We start from the raw sequence: 20,628 nt of genomic DNA, 5'->3' as shown, positions 1-20,628 counted from the left end.
GTTTTATTTAACGCCGGATGTAAATATGAAGTTAAGGTACTTTTGAGATGGGTTTTATTACGCTTTCGCGAAAGCGGACTCATACCCTATAAATATAATTGTACTATTGAGAACAAAAAAAGCCGCCTGTCAAAGAGGCGGCTTTACCGAGAATCTCACTTAAAATAGTGAGATGCAGGGGGTGGCTTATTCAAGAGTTACAACGAGATCATCTTGAGACACCATTGTTCCATCTGTCACGATTATAGATTGTACAGTACCATCTTTAAAGGCAACCACGGTAGTTTCCATTTTCATAGCTTCTATTATAAAAAGTGGGTCGTTTTCTTTGACTTCTTGTCCTTTTTTGACCAGTACCTTGTAAAGAGAGCCTTGTAATGGAGCACCTATGTGGTTTTCATTATCTGGATCGATTTTTACGTTTTCAACCTTTTTGATATTAAGGGAAGTGTCGTGTACCTCTACAAAACGGTTTTCTCCATTTACTTTAAAGAATACCGTGCGCATCCCCTCATCATTAGGAATACCAATAGAGAGTAACTTGATGATAACCGTTTTTCCAGGTTCTAGCTCAATAAGTGTTTCTTCTCCTAGTTTCATACCAAAGAAGAAATTCTTAGTAGGTACTAGGGCTAGGTTACCGTATTTCTTATAGTTTTCGTGTGCTTGCTCAAAAACCTTAGGGTACAGCATATATGAGAGAAAATCTTCCATCTCCAGTGGCCTGGTAAACCCTTTTTGGAAGGTCTCTGTAAAGGTTTTGTACTCCTTATCAAAATCTACTGGCGCCAGGTGTGCATTAGGTCTATCTGTATAAGCTTCTTTATTTTTTAAAATAATGGCTTGTAGCTTTTTTGGGAAACCACCTACTGGCTGACCAAGATCTCCTTTAAAGAAGTTTATAACAGACTCTGGGAAGGAAATGGTATCACCACGCTCCATCACATCTTCTGGTGTGAGGTTATTGGTCACCATAAAAATGGCCATATCGCCTACTACCTTAGAGCTAGGCGTAACCTTTACTAGGTTGCCAAACATTTTATTTACAGCGGCATACATCTTCTTTACCTCTGTAAATCTATCTGCAAGGCCTAAGGCAGTTGCTTGTGGGCGCAAGTTTGAGTACTGCCCACCTGGTATCTCGTGCTGAAAGACTTCTGCCGTTCCGGCTTTAAGCCCAGACTCAAAAGGGTAGTAGAGCTCACGCGTATCTTCCCAATAATTAGAAAACTGATTGAGTTTTTCCATATCAAACGAGTGTTCTCTATCTTGATACTTAAGCATCTCTACTACAGCATTAAAGTTAGGTTGTGAAGTTAATCCAGAAAGTCCTCCTAGAGCTACATCTACCACATCTACATTTGCCTCAATGGCCTTGAGGTAAGTAGCTGTTTGTAAAGAAGACGTGTCGTGCGTGTGCAGGTGTATAGGTACATTTACCGTGTCCTTAAGCGCTGTAACAAGTTCTGTCGCGGCATATGGTTTTAATAATCCTGCCATATCCTTAATGGCAATCATATGTGCCCCAGCATTTTCTAGATCTTTTGCAAGTTGTGTGTAGTACTTGAGGTTGTACTTAGTTTGCTTAGTATCTAGAATATCTCCCGTATAACTTATGGCACCTTCGGCTATTCCTCCTGTAAGATTACGCACGTATTGTATACTAGGTTCCATTGCTTTTACCCAGTTAAGAGAGTCAAAAATACGGAAGAGGTCTACACCATTCTCCCAAGACTTCTCTACAAACTTTTCAATAAGGTTATCTGGATATGCTTTGTAACCCACACCATTAGATCCACGAAGGAGCATCTGGAACAAGATGTTAGGTACTGCCTTGCGTAACTCTCGTAAACGTGTCCAAGGGCTCTCGTGTAAGAATCGCATACATACATCAAAGGTTGCACCTCCCCATACTTCCATACTAAAGGTGTTAGGGTGGTTTTTTGCAAAGCTAGATGCTACTTTGAGCATATCATAAGAGCGCATACGCGTTGCCAGTAAAGACTGGTGTGCGTCACGCATTGTGGTATCTGTAAAGTGTATTTTTTTCTCCTCTAGTAACCACTTACAAAATGCCTCTGGACCTAGCTCTGTAAGCATATCTTTTGTCCCTTTTGGAAACGGATCAGACAGGCTGTAAAGTGGCACCTTAGGGTTTGTAAATACCTTTTTTGGATCTTTTGTTTTTACATCACTATTACCATTTACACTCACATCTGCCAGAAACTGAACAACCTTAGAGGTACGATCTTGAGAAAGTTTAATATTAAATAGGGAAGGAGTATTCTGAATGAAATTTACCGTGGTCTCTCCATTTTTAAAAACGTCTGTCTGTATGACATTTTGAAGAAAATGAATGTTGGTCTCTACACCACGTATCCTAAATTCTTTTAAGGCGCGCACCATCTTACGTATTGCACCATCCAGCGTTCTACCGTGAGCAGATACTTTTACAAGCATCGAATCAAAAAACGGACTCACTTTATACCCTTGATAAATGCTACCAGCATCTAGACGTATACCCATACCAGAGGCGCTACGGTAGGTTGTTATCTTTCCGTAATCTGGTGTAAATTTATTAGTAGGATCTTCTGTGGTAAGTCTACACTGTATGGCAAAACCGTAAGTACCTATAGACTCTTGTCCATAAATCTTTATCTGCTTATCTGATAGTTTATAACCGCCAGACACAAAGATTTGTGTCTTTACAAGGTCAATACCTGTAACCATTTCTGTTACTGTGTGCTCTACTTGTATACGAGGGTTAACCTCGATGAAATATATATTATCATCTGCATCTACGAGAAACTCTACGGTACCTATGTTGTTATAATTTATCTCTGTAGCAATAGCTACAGCATACTTATAAAGGTTATCGCGTAGCGTTTGTGATAGGTTATATGAAGGAGCCATCTCTACCACCTTCTGGTGCCTGCGTTGTACAGAGCAATCACGTTCATAAAGGTGTCTTATATTACCGTGTGTGTCTGCTACTATTTGTACTTCTATATGTTTTGGGTTTTCTACATACTTCTCAAGAAACATTGTATCATCGCCAAAAGAGTTGAGCGCCTCATTACGTGCAGAGTCAAAACTAAGCTGTAAATCTTCTTCCTTACGTATGATGCGCATACCGCGACCACCGCCACCAGAGGCAGCTTTGAGCATTACTGGGTATCCTATTTTTCCAGCTTCACTTAGGGCAGTTTCTAGTGAATTTAAGGCTTTTTTATTACTCTCTATTATAGGTACTCCACAAGATTGTGCTACTTTTTTTGCGGTGATTTTATCACCTAGTGCATCCATTACTTCTGGCTCAGGACCTATAAAGATGATACCGTTTTTTGCACATCTTCTTGCAAATTCTGAGTTTTCAGATAAGAAGCCGTATCCGGGGTGAATGGCATCTACATTTTTAGATTTTGCTAGATCAATGATTTGATCCATATCTAAATAAGGTTTGAGCGGTTCATTATCTGCTCCTATCTGGTAAGACTCATCTGCTTTGTTGCGATGTTGTGAGTATCTATCTTCATAAGTGTAGACAGCTACGGTTGCAATATTAAGTTCTGTACAAGCACGTAGTACTCTAATAGCAATTTCCCCGCGATTTGCTACGAGGACTTTTTTAATTTTCATTATATAAATTAGGTTGTTGTGTTACGAAATCGTTGTAGTAGTAGGGTACAAAAAAAGCCACTTCGGTAGGGAAGTGGCTTCTGTTGATATTAAATTTTCGCGCAAGCGAATACATATATATTTAAGTCATTTTCAATACGTAATCTAGTACACATAGTTTTAGTGACTTAAAAATATATATTATCCGTCAAAGCGGTATTTGCCATTTTCTTCAACATCTGCAGCAATCTGGTTGCGCAGTGCGATTACATTAGGCTGGTTTGTATACTTTGTAAAACGTTTAAGTCCCATAAGCATCATACGTTGCTCATCACCTTCGGCAAAAGAGATAATAGCTTCTTTTGCTTTAGTCTGGATGATATCTACAGCGTTAAATAGGTATAGTTGAGACATTGCAACTTGTGTTGCTTGACTCTCTAGACCAGTGCGCTTAATGTTTTTCTCAGTACGCAGTATAGCACTCTCTGCCATATAGATTTCTATAAGAATATCTGCAGCTGCCATAAGTAGTTGCTGATTTTTCTCTAGCTCTGTTCCAAACTTTTGAGCTGCAGATCCTGCAACCATAAGGAATACTTTCTTAAGGCTCTTGATAAGTGCTTTCTCTTCAGAAAGTGTCTCAGAGTAATCTGGAGTGTCAAAAGAAGGGATACCCATAAGTTCATCCTTTACGGCCATTGCTGGTCCCATAAAGTCTACGTGTCCTTTCATTGCTTTCTTTACCATCATACCTACAGCGAGCATACGGTTAATCTCGTTTGTACCTTCATAGATACGAGAGATACGTGCATCACGCCAAGCAGACTCCATAGGAGTGTCTGCACTGAAGCCCATTCCTCCAAAAATCTGGATACCTTCATCTGTAGTATTCTGTACGTCTTCAGATACTGCAACTTTAAGGATAGAACACTCTATAGCATACTCCTCAACACCTTTAAGCTCTGCCTCTTGATGTGTGTTACCTTCTGCCTGACGCATAGCGATACGATCTTCAATGTTTTTTGCAGCACGGTAAGATGCAGACTCATCTACATATACGTTTGTAGCCATAAGCGCAAGTTTTTGCTTAATTGCTCCAAAGTTTACAATAGGTGTTTTAAACTGTACACGCTCTTTTGCATACGTTACAGCTTCGTTTATCACACGTCTCTGTGCATCAAGACAAGCAGCTGCAAGTTTAATACGACCTACGTTAAGTGCGTTCATCGCGATTTTAAAACCATTACCACGCTCAGAAAGCATATTCTCTACAGGTACTACAGTATCGTTAAAGAATACTTGACGCGTAGAAGAGGAGTGTATACCTAGCTTCTTTTCTTCTTCACCTAGTGTGATTCCATTAGAAGGATCATTTTCTACGATAAATCCTGTAATGTTTTTATCATCTTCTATTCTAGCAAAAACGATAAATAGGTTACAGAAACCAGCGTTAGAAATCCACATTTTTTGTCCAGAAATCTTGTAGCTCTTTCCATCTTCAGATAGAACGGCCTTTGTTTTTCCAGAGTTTGCATCAGATCCTGCACTAGGCTCTGTAAGACAGTATGCTCCAAACCACTCACCAGTAGCAAGTTTTGGTACATATTTCTTCTTTTGCTCTTCGTTACCATAAAGAGTAATAGGCATTGTACCTATCCCAGTATGTGCTCCAAAGGCAGTACTAAAAGATCCAGTAGCTCCAGAAATGTAATCACAAACAAGCATTGTAGATACAAATCCCATCCCAAGACCATCATACTCTTCTGGTACAGCAACACCTAGTAAACCTAGTTCACCAGCTTTGCGCATAGTCTCCTCTGTGTATGCATAATCTTTCTTTTCAAAACGCTCCCAGTGTGCCCAAAGATCACGGTCTACAAACTCTCTTGTAGATTCACGCATCATCTTTTGCTCTTCATTAAGATCTTCCATTGTGAAGACATCTTCACAAGCCGTTTCCTTTACGATAAATTGACCACCGCGTAGGATATCATTTTTTGTTGTTTCTGTGCTCATTGCTATTGCTAATTAATTTTTTTCTTTCTCTATAAGAAATATGTACTATAATTTTTTGTTTTTACGCTTTCGCGAAAGCGGAATTACTTCAAGAATTCATAAATCCCTGCAGCTCCCTGACCGGTACCTACACACATTGTTACCATACCATATTTACCTGACATATCACGCTTACGCATCTCGTCAAATAATTGAACTGAAAGTTTACCTCCAGTACATCCTAGTGGGTGACCTAATGCAATCGCACCACCATTTACGTTTATAATATCTGGATCAAGTCCTAACTCGCGTATTACTGCTAGTGACTGCGATGCAAATGCCTCGTTAAGCTCGATAAGTTCAATATCATTTTGTTTAAGTCCAGCTTGTTTAAGTGCTTTAGGAATTGCAGCTACGGGACCGATACCCATTATACGTGGTGGTACACCTGCTGCTGCATAGTTTACCATACGTGCGATAGGCTCGATGTTGAGTTCTTTTACCATCTCCTCACTCATTACCATTACAAAGGCTGCACCATCACTCATTTGTGATGAGTTACCAGCGGTAACGCTACCACCTTGAGCAAATACGGCTCTAAGTTTTGCAAGTGCTTCCTTGTTTGTACCTGCACGAGGACCTTCATCCTTTGTCACGGTGTAAGATTTTGTCGCTTTCTTACCATTTGCATCTATATATGTTTGCTCTACATCTATAGGTACAATCTGGTCTTGAAAACGATCTTCGGCTAGTGCGCGTAGGGCTTTCATATGTGAGTTATATGCAAACTCATCTTGATCTTCACGTGAGATTTTATACTCATTTGCTACTGCCTCTGCAGTGTTACCCATTCCCCAGTAGTAATCTTCGTGTCCAGACTTTACTACAGTATCGTAGTTAAGTTCTGGTTTAAAACCTGTCATAGGTACAGAAGACATAGACTCTGCTCCACCGGCGATAATACAATCACCCATACCAGCTTGAATCTTTGCTACTGCCATCCCTATAGTTTCTATCCCAGAAGAACAAAAACGGTTTACAGTTACACCAGGTACGTCTATTACGTCTAGTCCCATAAGAGATATAAGACGCGCCATATTAAGACCTTGAGATCCTTCTGGCATTGCGTTACCTACAATGACGTCATCTATTCTCTTTTTATCAAATTCTGGCAGCTCCTTCATCATATACTGAATCGTTTCTGCAGCAAGCTCATCTGCTCGCTTGAATCTAAAGACACCTTTGGGAGCTTTCCCAACGGCTGTTCTATATGCTTTTACTATATATGCTGTTTTCATTTTAGTTTGCTTTTGGCTATAAGCTGAAAGCTTTAAGCGGTTTATCATTGCCTATAGCTTAGCGCTTAAGGCGTATTACAGAAACTTTAGTTTCTTAATGGTTTTCCTTTTTGTAACATATGCTGTATACGCTCAAGTGATTTTCTCTCAGTAGCTAGAGATAAGAACGCTTCACGCTCTAGATCTAGTAAATACTGCTCAGAAACTCTTGTAGGCTCAGATAAATCTCCTCCAGCCATTACATAAGCAAGCTTGTTTGCAATTTTCTTATCGTGTTCTGATATATAGTTAGACGCTTGCATAGAGTCTGTTCCTACTAAGAACATACCTAGTGCTTGCTTACCTAATACTAGTACATCATTACGTTTTACAGGTTGTGTGTATCCCATATCTGCCATTTGGCGTGCAACAGCCTTTGCCGTAGCAATCTGGCGATCGCGGTTTACAACTACAAGGTCTTTACCGTGTTTAAGGATGTTAAGATCGTACGCCTCGTGTGCAGAGGTAGATACTTTTGCCATACCTATAGTAAGGAAGTGCTCTTGTAATACGTTAAGTTGTACATCACCTTTATCAAACTTATCTGATGCTCTAAGGGCCATTTCCTTAGATCCACCACCACCTGGTATTACACCTACACCAAACTCTACGAGTCCTATGTAAGATTCGGCAGCTGCGACAACTCTGTCTGCGTGTAGTGTCATCTCACAACCACCACCTAGAGTCATACCGTGAGGTGCAACTACAGTAGGGATAGCAGAGTAGCGTAAACGCATACACGTATCTTGGAAATATTTTACAGCAGCATTAAGCTCATCATACTCTTGCTCTACAGCAAACATAAAAATCATCCCAATGTTTGCTCCTACAGAGAAGTTTGTACCTTGATTACCTACTACGAGACCATCAAAGTCTTTTTCGGCTAGGTCTATGGCTTTATTTACTCCTGCAAGCACATCACCACCTATAGAGTTCATCTTAGAGCGGAACTCAACGTTTAAGATTCCATCTCCTAGATCTTGTACAGATACTCCCGTGTTTGAAAATACTTCTGTTTGCTTTCTAATGTTATCAAGAATGATAAATGAATCTTGACCTGGTTTCTTTACGTGCGCTTTCGCGGAAGCGGAATACACATAAGTAGCACCATTTTTTACAGAGTAGAAAGTCTCACTTCCAGCAGCAATCATATCTGTCACCCAAGTGGCAACTTCAAGACCTTCTGCCTTCATAAGCTCGATACCTTTTTCTACACCTACAGCATCCCAAATTTGGAATGGTCCGTGCTCCCAGCCAAAACCAGCCTTCATAGCATCATCTATCTTGTAAAGCTCATCTGTAATCTCAGGAATACGATTTTGTACATAAGCAAATAGGTGTGCAAAAGACTTGCGGTAAAACTCACCAGCTTTGTCTTTACCACCTACAAGCACTTTAAAGCGATCGTAAACGCTGTCTATATTTTTAGTAAGCTCTAGGGTAGCAAATTTTGCTCTCTTGTTAGAGCGGTACTCCATAGTGTCAAGGTCTAGTGTAAGAATTTCTTTCTTACCAGCCTCATTTACACTCTTTTTATAAAAACCTTGCCCAGTTTTAGACCCTAGCCATTTGTTTTCCATCATTGTACTAATGAAGCCTGGAAGCTCAAAAAGAGACTTGCGCTCATCATTAGGACAGTTTTCTGCAATACCGTTTGCAACGTGTACAAGGGTATCAAGACCTACAACATCTACCGTACGGAAGGTTGCAGATTTTGGACGTCCTATAACTGGACCTGTAAGTTTATCTACCTCTTCTACCGTCATACCCATATCTTTTACAGTATGGAAAAGTGACATAATAGAGAAGATACCTATACGGTTACCTATAAAGGCAGGTGTATCTTTTGCAACAACAGAGGTTTTACCTAAGTACTGCTCACCGTAGTTATTTAAGAAATCAAGTACACTCTGGTCTGTTTTAGGCCCAGGTATGATTTCAAATAACTTTAAGTAACGTGCTGGGTTAAAGAAGTGAGTTCCACAAAAGTGCTTTTGGAAATCTTCACTACGTCCCTCAGACATAAAGTTTATAGGGATACCAGATGTGTTTGAAGTAATAAGTGTACCTGGTGTTCTATGCTTTTCAAGGTTTTCAAAAACTTGTTTCTTAATATCAAGTCTCTCTACTACCACCTCAATGATCCAGTCTACGTCTTTTACTTTTGCGATATCATCTTCAAGGTTACCCGTTGAGATTCTTTTTGCAAAAGCTTGGTTATAAATAGGTGACGGCTTACTCTTAAGTGCTGCAGTAAGCGAGTCATTTACCATTCTATTACGTACAACTTTGTCTTGAAGTGTAAGTCCTTTAGCTTCTTCTTTTGCAGTAAGCTCACGAGGAACGATATCTAGCAAAAGAACGTCAACACCTATGTTTGCAAAATGGCAAGCAATACCACTTCCCATTATTCCACTACCGATGACGGCTACTTTCTTTATTCTACGTTTTGCCATTATTTTATTGCGGTTTCTTTTTGGTTAAATACTCTTCTATTTTGAATCAAGTCATTAATGGTCTCAATGACTTCGTAAAAATTATTAATCTTTTCTTCAGATATATTACCGCGCACAGCCTCATTAAAAGTTACGACGCGGTCTTTTGAGAAATTTCTTTTTTCTAATCCAAATTCTGTGAGATGTATAAGAACGCCTCTGCCATCTGCAGGATTAGGTTTGCGTTCTATAAGACCTTTTTCTTCCATAGTTTTAAGTGTACGTGATAGGGAAGTAGCTTCCATACCCATACGAGGTCCCAGTGCTGTAGAGGGCGTACCCTCTTCTGGATCTATACTAAGTAGTGCAAACCCTACTGCCATAGTAACATCATACTCGGCAGCCTGTTCATTATACATTTTCATAACTGCTTGCCAGGTGGCTCTTAAGCAGTAGTCTATAGTTTTATCTTTCATATAGTGCTTCACAAAGTGATTGTAAAGATAATAAAATATACTATGCACGCACAGTAATTAATACAAATTTATATGAAACTTTTAAGAATATGGCAGTTACGCTTTCGCGAAAATGAGAACATCATAAATATAAGCTATATTATTTAATAAATATGAAGTCAACCATTTAGATAATTACAAGTAGAATCAATAACGTTAACATATTCTGTAATAAAGCAACATCATTTATGATTGAATGTTATTTTTGTATCCTAAATACTTAAAAGTTTACAAGTTATATGATTGCACCAGACATTCCTCAGAATGAAAAACAGCGTATGCTGTCGCTATTAAGTTTAGGTCTACTGGATACAGAACAAGAAGATGATTTTGACTACATAACAAAGCTTGCGGCCTACATTTGCAAGACACCAGTAGCGCTAGTAACACTAGTAGACGAAGATAGACAATGGTTTAAAAGCAAGGTGGGAATGGCTTTATGTGAGACCTCACGTGATAGCTCTTTTTGTGCACACGCCATCTTAACTCCAGATGAGATATTAGAAATACCAGATGCGACAAAAGATGTGCGCTTTATAGATAACCCGCTTACAAAAATGGAAGACCCAGTTATTTTTTATGCGGGTGTACCACTACGCACAACAGATGGTATGGTAATGGGATCTTTATGTGTAATAGATCATAAACCTAATAAACTTAGTAAAGAGCAAAGAGCTGCCCTCATAACACTCGCAAAACAAGTTGAAAGATTATTTGAGTTAAGACTAGTTAATAATCAACTTGAGCAAACCAAGGCGAGTCTTACAAAACATAATACACTGCTCAAAGATTTTGCAGGCACCGTTTCACACGATTTAAAAATGCCTCTCGCAAACCTTATTCTCACTTCAGATATATTAAAAAAGAAGTACACAGAGGCTCTAGATGAGTCTGGTGTAAATTACCTAGGTTATCTCAAGAAGTCTTCACTCTCTATGAGTAACTATATAACAAACATACTTGCGCATTATGAGAGCACGGCATATGATAGAGAAGATGCCCACGAGTTTATGTTTAATGATATGCTTGAGGATCTTGTAGACCTTTTAAATATAAATTTTGAATGTGAGTTTCACTTTCCAGAGGTAAACATAGAACTTAGATGTAACCGGTCTGCACTTGACCAGATATTCTTAAACTTAATAGGTAATAGTATTAAGTATAATGATAAAGAACACACGATTATACATATAGATGTTATCGAGCAAGACAATCATTTTGAGTTTTCTATTAAGGATAATGGTAGAGGAATAGAAGAAGAAAAGTTAGAAGGCATATTTACTTTATTCAGTACCGCAGGGCACCTAGATAAAAATGGAGAGAAAGGCCACGGTATTGGATTATCTACAGTAGAAAAACTAGTACATAATCTCGGCGGGACCATAAGTGTTTCTTCAGTGCTAGGGGAGTACACAAAATTTACGTTTACAGTTGCCAAAAGTTAAAGTATATTAAATATTCGGTTCTGGTGCGCTTCTTCTGTTAGCAAAGCGTTAATAGATATGGATGTTGCTATATACTCTATTACCTTTAGTTCACACTATCCAATCTAACCAATAAATGATCAAAATTTACAAAGCATTTCTTGTGATATTATCTTTTGTAATCACAAATTCACTCGTTGCTCAAGACTTACCCGTAGCAACTATCCAGAAGAATATTGAATCTTTTAAAGAAAATCCGCGAGGCCCTTATAAAAAAATAGAGTGGTTTTGTGAAGATGGTACGATGCGAGAAGCTCGTGATCCTTGTCCAGATGATATAGGTGGTGGTGTACAGCACGCAAGTTATAGTGAAGATTTAATAACGCTAGGTACTAAGTATCACCTCTTTTTTGCAGATATACTTGCAAACACAGATAAGGTTGCTTTCTGGGATGTAACAAATGACAACAGTCGCATTAAGCAATATCAACTAGCGAGATATCTTGCCAGTGTAGATAACGGTTGGGTACAGCGCAAGTCACAGTTTTACCGTGGTGCCATCCAGTCTGAAGATGAGGAGGCTTGGGGCGTTGAGTTTTATGAGTGGTTATTGCGTAGCGATACTCGTTTTAGACAGAATTACTATTTACTACGTCAGACCTTACGTGATATTCCTCACGATGGAGATAGCAACATTGCCCAGCGTATGCGTAGTGAGTCAAAAATACTTGCAGAGACCTACCCAAAGTTTATGGATGCCCGCATTAAAATTCACGGTAAGCCCAGTGTGAGTGACATCCAGATGGTTCAAGAATTTAGAGCAAAACATAAAGGAGACCTCTCTGATGAAGTGAAGAAGCAGTTTGACCAACTAGAAAAAACCCTCGCCGAGTTTTATACACCTATTAATTTTAAGGAACTACAGAGCCAAGTAAATGCTATCTCCGTAAAAAATGATCTAACAGAACGCATTAGCACGTTTTTAGAAAAAGCTGCTCAGGATACCTCTGCGCAAACACTTGTGCCAGAAATTGCAGATGTGCTCTGTTATATACGTCAAGACGTACTTACTTTACGTAGATCAAGTGACCGTCTTGCGATGTTAGATTTATCTAATGAGCTAGAAGATATATTACTCCTAAAAACTCAAGAGTGGCAACCAGAAACTTTAAAGGAGCTGCTTTATAAAATACAAACCCTTTCATATGCAGCAACAGGTACAGGACTTATTGAGTTAAATGAGTGGGCAGCAGTAGAGCCGTATTTACAGGCAGATAGTTACCATAATGACAAGAGTGTCGAGCAGCTCAACGATTTTCTAGCGACAGCTAGAGGAGTTGTAGAGTGGAGTGCCTCACAAGTAAAAGCTAAGTATCAAGAAGTAGTTGATACCTACGCAACTTTTGAGCCTAAGGCTTATGGTTTTATAGATGATCGCGTGCGATCTTCTGTTGCACTAGATTTGGGAGAGAGTGTGAGCACACTTGGTGCGTTTATAGCAAAACATTCTGGGCTTGAAAATAAGGTAATGGATATAGATGGACAGTCTTCTGTGAGAGGATTAAATCCTGGGTATGCCTATGGGGAGCTTGTTGTTATAGAAGGTTCTCCAGAAGGTATAGAAGTAGATACAGAGAAGATATACGTTTTTGAAAAACCGCCATCAGACCTCAAGCCTGTGGCTGGTATTATGACGGTATCAGAAGGTAATCTGGTTTCACACGTGCAGCTACTGGCTCGTAATTTAGGAATTCCTAATGCGGCACTGTCCCAAGAAAACCTTCAAGATTTGAGCAAGTATAGCGGTAAGAAAGTCTTCTATGCTGTTTCAAATAAAGGTAGTGTGATTATAAAAGGTGAGGACGATATTACAGATGAGGAGCGGGAGTTATTCTCAAAGAAGCAACGATCTACAAGTCAGGTCACCGTGCCTGTAGAGAAGATTGCGCTAGACAAGAAGGATATCATAAATATGCGAGATCTTGATGCAAGCGCGTCTGGAAAACTCGTAGGCCCTAAGGCGGCAAACCTTGGTCAGCTCAAGAAGATGTTCCCAGAGCAGGTGGTAGAAGGTCTTGTGATTCCTTTCGGCATTTTTAAGGACCATATGGATCAAAAAATGACCAATTATGAGGGTTCTTACTGGGAGTTTTTAAATAACGCTTTCGCGAAAGCGGAACAAATGAAAAGTAACGGCGCATCATCAAAAGAGATAGAGACCTTCCAGCTGCAAGAGTTGAAGCGATTACGTGAAGCCATAAATATGATGACCCTCAAGCCGTCATTTGTAAATAGCCTGCGTGCAGATTTCCAAAAAGTCTTTAAATCGCCTATGGGTAAAACTCCTGTATTCTTGCGTAGTGATACAAATATGGAAGACCTTGAAGAATTTACGGGGGCAGGATTGAACTTGACGCTTTTTAATATTCTTGATGAGGATAAAATCTTAAAAGGTATTAAAGACGTGTGGGCTTCTCCATATACGGAGCGTAGTTTTAAATGGCGCCAGCAGTATCTAAGCAACCCAGAGAATGTGTTTCCTTCTATACTTATCATTCCTTCGGTAGATGTGGAGTATAGCGGTGTGATGATTACAAAGGGTATTAATCAAGGTACAGATAAGGATCTCACTATTGCCTTTAGCCGTGGGGCAGGAGGAGCTGTAGATGGACAAGCCGCCGAAACGAGACTTGTTACCGCTACAGATACACGCTTACTATCGCCAGCGAGACAAGCAGATTATATCAGACTTCCAGCAACGGGAGGTGTGAAGAAAAATATCGCAACCTTTGACGAAGAGATTCTCAATGAGAAAAACATAAAGGATATACGTGCCATTGCCCAATCTATAAGAACACGATTACCAGAAATGACAGGTTCTGACTATGATGGGGCTTATGATGTGGAGCTTGGTTTTGAAAATGACAAACTATGGCTGTTCCAGATACGACCATTTGTAGAAAATAAAACGGCAAAGTCCTCAGAATATCTTGAGGCTATCTCACCAAAAATTGACAACGATTTTTTAATAACGCTTGATGCACCTATAAACTAATGAAAACATATATCACACTAACATTCATCGCTTTATCGACTTTATTTGTAGCGATGCTTTATCCTATAGACGGCTATGATACGACGGGTATAAAACGACTGTACCGACTTCAGAAAATGGAGATGGATAGTATTGCAAACAAGCGTATTCCTAATGGCGCTTATTTAAAGCTAGAGGATATCAAGCTCAATTTGCTTTCGCGAAAGCGTGATTCTCTTGGAGCAATACTAGTAGAAGACAATGATTTTGCCAGAAAGATTGCGAGAATTACACCTGGCGGCAACTACTCACTTGCGGTACTTGATATGACTAATCCAGATAGTTTAAAATATGCGGCTCACAGAGAAAATGTAGGGTACCAGCCTGGAAGTGTAGGTAAAATTGCTGTCCTAAACGGTTTCTTTACAGAGCTTGCAGAGGTATATCCAGATAACTTTGAGTTGCGTACGGGGCTTATGTGTAATAAACGAGTGAAGGCTCGATACTGGGGAACAGGAGATCACCACACGATACCTGTGTATGATATAGACAGTGATAAGTTAACAAAGCGACAAGTGGTTGCTAGTGATGAGTTCTCGCTGTATGAGTGGGCAGATCATATGGTCTCTGTGAGTAATAACGGAGCTGCGAGTGTGCTGTATAGAGAGACAATGCTGCTAGACGCCTTTGGACGAAATTATGCAGACCTCACAGAAGAAGAAGCAGAAAATTACTTTGTAGAGACCGATAGAGACTCTCTAACGAGTCAAGCAAACCGAGTGGTGAATCAGCCATTAAGAGATCTAGGAATTACAGAAGACGACTGGAGACTAGGAGGGATGTTTACGCGTCCTGCTGGTAAGTACGTAGGTCGTGAAGGTGGAAGTATAGGAACTCCTAAAGGACTTATGAAATTTCTAGTAGCCCTAGAGCAAGGAAATGTAATAGATGAAGAAAGCTCGCTTGAGATGAAGCGATTATTATATATGACAGACAGACGTATACGTTATGCACACTCTAATAGACTAGATGATGCGGCGGTGTACTTTAAGTCTGGCTCGTTTTATAAATGTGATCGCGAGAAAAATCCTAACTGTAGCGACTACGCAGGTAATGTATTCAACTATATGAACTCAGTGATTATTGTAGAGCAGCCTAATGGCAAAAAATACATTGTATGCCTAATGACTAATGTACTTAATAAAAACTCGGCAGGTGCGCATATGTACCTAGCAAGTAGTATTGATGAGGTTGTCAATCCCACATAAAAATCATTTACAGTTCTATTAAAGCGCCTTCTAGTTAGTACTAGAAGGCGTTTTACTTTTGTTGCTGTTTTACGCGTTGTAAACTTGTAGATACACGCGTAGCAAGCTTTGCAATGTTTGTGTTTTTATGCTTTGTAAAAGATTGAGTAATGGCAATATACTTCGTGTCTTCTAGTATCTCAATGAGGTGGAGCATAGCGATGTTCATCTGTCTGCTGCGATTACGAATAAGGCTTCGCACGGCATCAAATTCTGTTTGTTCTACCATTTCTTGAGAATGTAGATTATTTACATCTGTGTCAATAATATGCACTTCAAGCAATGGCAGGATCTTATTTTTAAGTTTGATATGTAAGAGGTTGTCTAGAAACTCAATGGCATTGATTCTCGCTGTATCATCGTTACTTTTAATACCCAAAAATGCCGCACTTATATCTTCTCTGTTATAGCGTATGCTTAATAGTGTAAAAATGCTATATAGACTTTGATCTACTTGTTCTCTTAAAATAAGTACTATGGCTTCACGGGCTAGTAAAATCTCAGTTTCTTTAGCACCTTCTTGGGAGTCTGCTGGCGAATTGTTTACAAGCTTTGTGAAGGTAGCAAGGGCATTAAGCGTGTTTTTGTAATAGTCGCTCTCTAGTAGTATGTATCTAGAGATTTTGCGCTTATCTATGGTAAGTGACGGGTTTTTACTACTTAGTTTTAGTAATGACTTTGAGGCATTTTTACGTACGATGAGGTTGTTACTACCTAAAAATTTGAATAAGATTTTTACCGCATTTTGAGAGTTAAATGTTGCGATCACCTTAGGAAGATTTCTTTTGATGTCTAGACTAAAAGCATCTTCATTTTCTAGCCTGAGAAGCGTTTTTGTAATCTCGGGCCCATATTGAGTAAGACTTTTTATGGCTGCTTTACGAAGTTTTTTATTTTCTAGAAACTGGAGGAGATTCCCAACAAAGAGCGGGTCTGTGGTAATACCTGCAGCTTCAATAGCTTTCTTTGCTACCTTTTTATTTTTATTACTAAAATGAATAGAGATAAAGTAGTAAAACTCGTTAAGTCCAGAGTAGGCAATGCTAAGAAGCAGGTCAGAAGTTTTGGCAACATTTTCTAGTCCTTCTGGTGTGCCTAGCCGTTCTATTTGAGTAGCGATACGGTCTCTTAAATTAAACTGCTTTCCAAGATTTGTATTGAGGCGAGCATCTTGTGCCAGGCATAACAGCGCAGCATTTGCAATGGGCTTTTCTGGATGATCTAGATAGGTTGTAAATAATTCTTGATCGTCTATTTTAGTGTGATGAAGTAAATACTGTAATGTGGCTATAATAAGTGCGCTGTCGCTAGTGTGAAGCAGGGCTTTGATTTTATGTAATGCAGTACCTTCTTTATAATAATATAATTCCTCAATAGCCGCTATTTTTATAGCATTAGAAGGATGGTCTAAAAGTGCTACTATTTGCTTTTTTAAGGGATTAAGCCTAGCCGATGATAATCTTGATAATAGAGTGAGAATCTCGCTTTCTTCACCATTTTGTAAAATATGTCTTGCAGTAGCGATAGTACGTTCTTTTCTGAAGTTTCGTTTGGACTCATCTTTAGTGAGCAGTAAACTCTTGAGGTTAGATCTAAAAGAGTCGAAGTAGGCATCTCTAAGCTTGTAGATTAACAAGAGCCATATAAACAAGAAGAAGATAGTAAGAATGGTCACAAACTTGGTGTCAAGTTCCATACCCTTGATCACAAAAATGAGCAGAAAACCAGCAATACCTGTGGCTACACTGTCTACCACAATATCTATAAACGACTTTGCTTGGTTCTTTATAGCGTATGGTATGGGTAAGATAGATAGCTCTGCAGCTGCTTTATTTATAGACTGCTTAAAACTACCGTCTAACCCTTTTATGATAATAAGCACCCAAAGCTCAGGAACTGTAAGAAATAGGAGAGAACCTAAAGCAATACCTAGTGGTAGTATAAGCATTGTTGAGGTTACCCCTAGATAGCTCAATACTCTATTGGTAACAAAAAGCTGTATGAGTAAAGCCACTACATTAAAGGATGAGAACCAAAACCCTAAAAAAGAAGCAAGCTCATCTGAGTCTGGAATGGCCTTGTGCGCAAAATCACTAAATTGAAAATCAACCAGCTTTGCCACCAGCACACTTATCCCGATTATAGATGCCAAATACAGTAAATGCTTAGATTTTAAGATGATTTGAAAAGCATTACGATCTGGGTTAGACACTTGGTGTATCTCTTTCTTTCTCGTGTACATAGAAAGCGTGCGTAACCTTAAATTCCAAATACGGTAGAGTATAGGCACACAGCATAAAATGAGAATCCCTGCGATAAGAATAGACGTTTTATTCCCAAAAGCCGCCGAAATCAAGGTCGTTAAGTACCCACCAAAAATTCCACCAGCAATAGCGCCAGAACCTATAAAACCAAAGAGTCTCTTTGCCTCTCTCGCATTGTAAACCATATTTGCTAGTATCCAGAATTGTGAGGTAACCACCACGGCAAACAAGGATATGAGAACGTAGTAATAGTAAAGTAGCCAGACCTCAAGAAATTTATAATGCAAGGCGACAGAAAGCAATATAAAAAAGAAGCCAAAAGCGCATAAGGTTATCGTAGCGACCTTTTTAAAAGAATATCGTTTTAGAGCTTTGTTATAGAAGTAAGAACTTAAAATAGCCACCGCCGCAACAAGAAGATACCCGTAAGGTAATCGCTCTGCACCAAGAGCAGATAGAAATAATGCGTTTACAGTAGGCTTTACAATAAGTAGCACTGTAATCACCAGAAAGATGTACAGCTGCATAAAAAAAGAGATGGTGATCTCACCATCTCTTATATCAAAGGCTTTCTTGTAAAGACTTTTAAGCATTTATTGCGTTTATAATGAGGTTCCCTAATTATAGGCTAAAGCTCGTGATTTTTTCATTGCTTTTTCTAAAGGAATTACTAAATCTCTTACAATTTGCTCACCCTGTGCATCTTCTATAAGAGCCACTAGTATATACTTGCGCTCAGGTCCCCATACCAGTACAGAGTCAGAGTGCCAATTCTTCCACGATCCAGACTTCCTGTAGATATCTGCCTTAGGAGCAATTTTATCTAGCGTGTTTACAAATTTGTGGTGTAGCGCCGGGTCTTTCATAATATCCAGCATCTCTTCAGACTTTTCTGTACTTACTAGGTTACCCATTGCAAGCTGGTAGTAAAAACTACATACCTGTCTAGCTGTAGCTGCGTGACTAAGTCCCTTCATAGGGTCTGGGTTACGTTTTCCGCCAGCGGCATATCTCTTTCCTACCCATAAACCACCGCCTACTTCTTCATCATACAGTTTGAGCTGGTCACTGCGCAGTACTTGTTCTATTTTATCATAGCCCACACGGTCTATCATACGAGTAGAAGCCGCATTATTAGACTTACTTATCATAAGTCGCATATCCTTGCGTATCTCTTTTGAGTCTTGTAGTTCGCCATTTTCTATAGCATCCATTGCTGCAAGAAGTATGGCAATCTTAGGTAAACTTGCGGCATACATCATAAACTCATCATTGATACCAGCATATTCTATATTCTCTAAGTTAGACATATCTACAACGCCTACAGACATTCTATTAGACTTCACTAGATTTTTCCATTTTGAGTTTTTATTAATCTCTTGTATTAAAAGCTCTCTCAATATAGGACTCGTATGAGTCTCAAGAGGCTCTACAGAGTCCATCTGTATAGGAAGCTCCTGAGCACTAAGTACAGAAGACATTATAACGCACACTATAAGCGTGATATATTTCATAAAATTCTATGTATTTATAGTTCAACCTAAGTATACAAAAAGGCTGCCAAAGATAGCTAGTATTACTGTTAATTCCATCCCAAACTGTTAATGTTTACAGCGCCCAAGTGTTAAGTCCAGTAACGGTTTTGATATGGGTTTGTTGTAGGTGGTATTTGATAAACTACGCTTTCGCGAAAATGTGAAACAGGAAAAAAGAGTGAAGAAAAGGAAAGGATGAGATGAGTTTGTAAATTCATACAGAGCTTGACTGGAGTTATCTTATTTTTAACTTAGTTTATTATCTAAGCTGTGGTTATATTACCTCAAGGCTCATCGATAAGGCATAGTTTCTTAATGCTTCATCAAAAGTGACAATTGAATCTGTTCTCAATTTTTCATCCTCTATCATTTCTTTTATCACTTCATCAACTAAACTTATGTCTGAAATTGAGTAAGAAAATTGGTCTGAAAATTTTTTTAAAGCTTTATCTCTGTAATCATCATCGTAAATTTTTTTATACTTGCTTTTTGACAATTCATTGATTAAGTTGATTTTATCTCTTTTCCTTGAGAGTTTAGAATTCATAAACTCATACAATGTTGGAAAAGGAATTAAAATACTATAATTATTTTCGTCAATAAGTCTTGTAACTTCTTCTACAGTTTTTTGTTTTTCTTTCTCTTTTTCTGGACTAAATAATGCAATCCAATATCCTGTATCTAAAATTATAGTTTTCATTTTTAGAATGGTAAATTATCATCTTCTTCTTTAACTGCATACCCATCCCAAATTGGTGTTTTTCTTTGACCAAATAAAAATTTACCTTTAGCAACACCATCGTTATTGTGCACAATCACATAAATCCTATCGTTTTTACTAAATTCTGCGGTCCTTTCTAATTCCTTCTTTACTTGTTCGAACTTATCTTCGTAACTCAAATCTCCCCCTTTAAAAGGATAAATAAAAACTGCATTTGAATTGCCACAATCCATCGCTTCATAGCTATCTAAAAACCTATATAAGTCGTCATAATTTGCTCTTATTCCTAGGTCAAAATTAAGTATTACAATATTCGGATAAGTCATAATATATTTTATCAAATTCAAAAATATAACTTCTTTGAAAGTTAATGTATTTTATTGACTGCATTTATTAGAGAATTTGAATATAAATCGTGACTCTATAAAATTGTTCTCAACTAG

12 protein-coding genes are annotated in these 20,628 nt (G+C 38.7%); 3 read left to right on the top strand and 9 right to left on the bottom strand.

Annotation, left to right across the window (positions count from 1 at the left end; genetic code table 11):
• Positions 1–186 precede the first annotated feature (186 nt).
• From I597_RS11085 to I597_RS11065, 5 genes are all read right to left on the bottom strand, one after another.
• Positions 187–3,639 carry a pyruvate carboxylase gene (locus tag I597_RS11085; RefSeq protein ID WP_035324694.1) on the bottom strand — a complete coding sequence of 1,151 codons (3,453 nt, stop codon included), beginning with the start codon at positions 3,637–3,639 and terminating at the stop codon, positions 187–189.
• Positions 3,640–3,819: 180 nt separating this feature from the next.
• Positions 3,820–5,634 carry an acyl-CoA dehydrogenase family protein gene (locus I597_RS11080; protein ID WP_035324695.1) on the bottom strand — a complete coding sequence of 605 codons (1,815 nt, stop codon included), beginning with the start codon at positions 5,632–5,634 and terminating at the stop codon, positions 3,820–3,822.
• Between the two features lie 83 nt (positions 5,635–5,717).
• The gene (locus I597_RS11075) at positions 5,718–6,911 is read right to left on the bottom strand and encodes an acetyl-CoA C-acyltransferase (RefSeq protein WP_035328555.1); all 1,194 of its coding nucleotides are present in this window, start codon (positions 6,909–6,911) and stop codon (positions 5,718–5,720) included.
• 86 nt (positions 6,912–6,997) lie between these two features.
• A complete protein-coding gene (locus I597_RS11070; protein ID WP_035324696.1) occupies positions 6,998–9,406 on the bottom strand; it encodes a 3-hydroxyacyl-CoA dehydrogenase/enoyl-CoA hydratase family protein in 2,409 nt (802 codons plus the stop codon).
• Entirely contained in the window at positions 9,406–9,861 is a 456-nt protein-coding gene (locus I597_RS11065; protein WP_035324697.1) for a MarR family winged helix-turn-helix transcriptional regulator, read from the bottom strand. Before I597_RS11065 ends, I597_RS11070 begins: the two co-directional genes overlap by 1 nt.
• 278 nt (positions 9,862–10,139) lie before the next feature.
• Here I597_RS11065 and I597_RS11060 point away from each other — a divergent pair, with 278 nt between their 5' ends.
• From I597_RS11060 to I597_RS11050, 3 genes are all read left to right on the top strand, one after another.
• On the top strand, positions 10,140–11,345 hold the full coding sequence (locus I597_RS11060) for a sensor histidine kinase (RefSeq protein WP_035324698.1): 1,206 nt from the start codon (positions 10,140–10,142) through the stop codon (positions 11,343–11,345).
• 115 nt (positions 11,346–11,460) lie between these two features.
• Positions 11,461–14,379, top strand: a complete 2,919-nt coding sequence (locus tag I597_RS11055) for a PEP/pyruvate-binding domain-containing protein (RefSeq protein ID WP_035324699.1) — start codon at positions 11,461–11,463, stop codon at positions 14,377–14,379.
• Positions 14,379–15,626 (top strand): serine hydrolase, encoded by a 1,248-nt coding sequence (locus I597_RS11050; RefSeq protein ID WP_035324700.1) that lies wholly within the window; start codon positions 14,379–14,381, stop codon positions 15,624–15,626. Before I597_RS11055 ends, I597_RS11050 begins: the two co-directional genes overlap by 1 nt.
• A 52-nt stretch (positions 15,627–15,678) precedes the next feature.
• Here I597_RS11050 and I597_RS11045 read toward each other — a convergent pair whose 3' ends face one another.
• The 4 genes from I597_RS11045 to I597_RS11030 form a co-directional block, all read right to left on the bottom strand.
• Positions 15,679–18,522 (bottom strand): NTP/NDP exchange transporter, encoded by a 2,844-nt coding sequence (locus tag I597_RS11045; protein ID WP_035324701.1) that lies wholly within the window; start codon positions 18,520–18,522, stop codon positions 15,679–15,681.
• 24 nt (positions 18,523–18,546) lie between these two features.
• Positions 18,547–19,443: a serine hydrolase gene (locus tag I597_RS11040; protein ID WP_035324702.1), complete on the bottom strand. Its 897-nt coding sequence runs from the start codon at positions 19,441–19,443 to the stop codon at positions 18,547–18,549.
• Positions 19,444–19,738: 295 nt separating this feature from the next.
• Entirely contained in the window at positions 19,739–20,164 is a 426-nt protein-coding gene (locus I597_RS11035) for a hypothetical protein (RefSeq protein WP_035324703.1), read from the bottom strand.
• 2 nt (positions 20,165–20,166) lie between these two features.
• Complete coding sequence (locus I597_RS11030) at positions 20,167–20,532, bottom strand: hypothetical protein (protein ID WP_157496186.1); 366 nt, start codon at positions 20,530–20,532, stop codon at positions 20,167–20,169.
• Positions 20,533–20,628: the final 96 nt, after the last annotated feature.

It is taken from the genome of Dokdonia donghaensis DSW-1 (assembly GCF_001653755.1).
Lineage (GTDB): Bacteria > Bacteroidota > Bacteroidia > Flavobacteriales > Flavobacteriaceae > Dokdonia > Dokdonia donghaensis.
The sequence above is the reverse complement of the archived record's forward strand: the minus strand, read 5'-3'. Positions and strand labels throughout refer to the sequence as shown.

Bases quoted from the DNA above. Each gene is read 5' to 3' on its own strand.
- I597_RS11085 (WP_035324694.1), bottom strand. From the start codon at position 3,639: ATGAAAATTAAAAAAGTCCTCGTAGCAAATCGCGGGGAAATTGCTATT.
- I597_RS11080 (WP_035324695.1), bottom strand. From the start codon at position 5,634: ATGAGCACAGAAACAACAAAAAATGATATCCTACGCGGTGGTCAATTT.
- I597_RS11075 (WP_035328555.1), bottom strand. From the start codon at position 6,911: ATGAAAACAGCATATATAGTAAAAGCATATAGAACAGCCGTTGGGAAA.
- I597_RS11070 (WP_035324696.1), bottom strand. From the start codon at position 9,406: ATGGCAAAACGTAGAATAAAGAAAGTAGCCGTCATCGGTAGTGGAATA.
- I597_RS11065 (WP_035324697.1), bottom strand. From the start codon at position 9,861: ATGAAAGATAAAACTATAGACTACTGCTTAAGAGCCACCTGGCAAGCA.
- I597_RS11060 (WP_035324698.1), top strand. From the start codon at position 10,140: ATGATTGCACCAGACATTCCTCAGAATGAAAAACAGCGTATGCTGTCG.
- I597_RS11055 (WP_035324699.1), top strand. From the start codon at position 11,461: ATGATCAAAATTTACAAAGCATTTCTTGTGATATTATCTTTTGTAATC.
- I597_RS11050 (WP_035324700.1), top strand. From the start codon at position 14,379: ATGAAAACATATATCACACTAACATTCATCGCTTTATCGACTTTATTT.
- I597_RS11045 (WP_035324701.1), bottom strand. From the start codon at position 18,522: ATGCTTAAAAGTCTTTACAAGAAAGCCTTTGATATAAGAGATGGTGAG.
- I597_RS11040 (WP_035324702.1), bottom strand. From the start codon at position 19,443: ATGAAATATATCACGCTTATAGTGTGCGTTATAATGTCTTCTGTACTT.
- I597_RS11035 (WP_035324703.1), bottom strand. From the start codon at position 20,164: ATGAAAACTATAATTTTAGATACAGGATATTGGATTGCATTATTTAGT.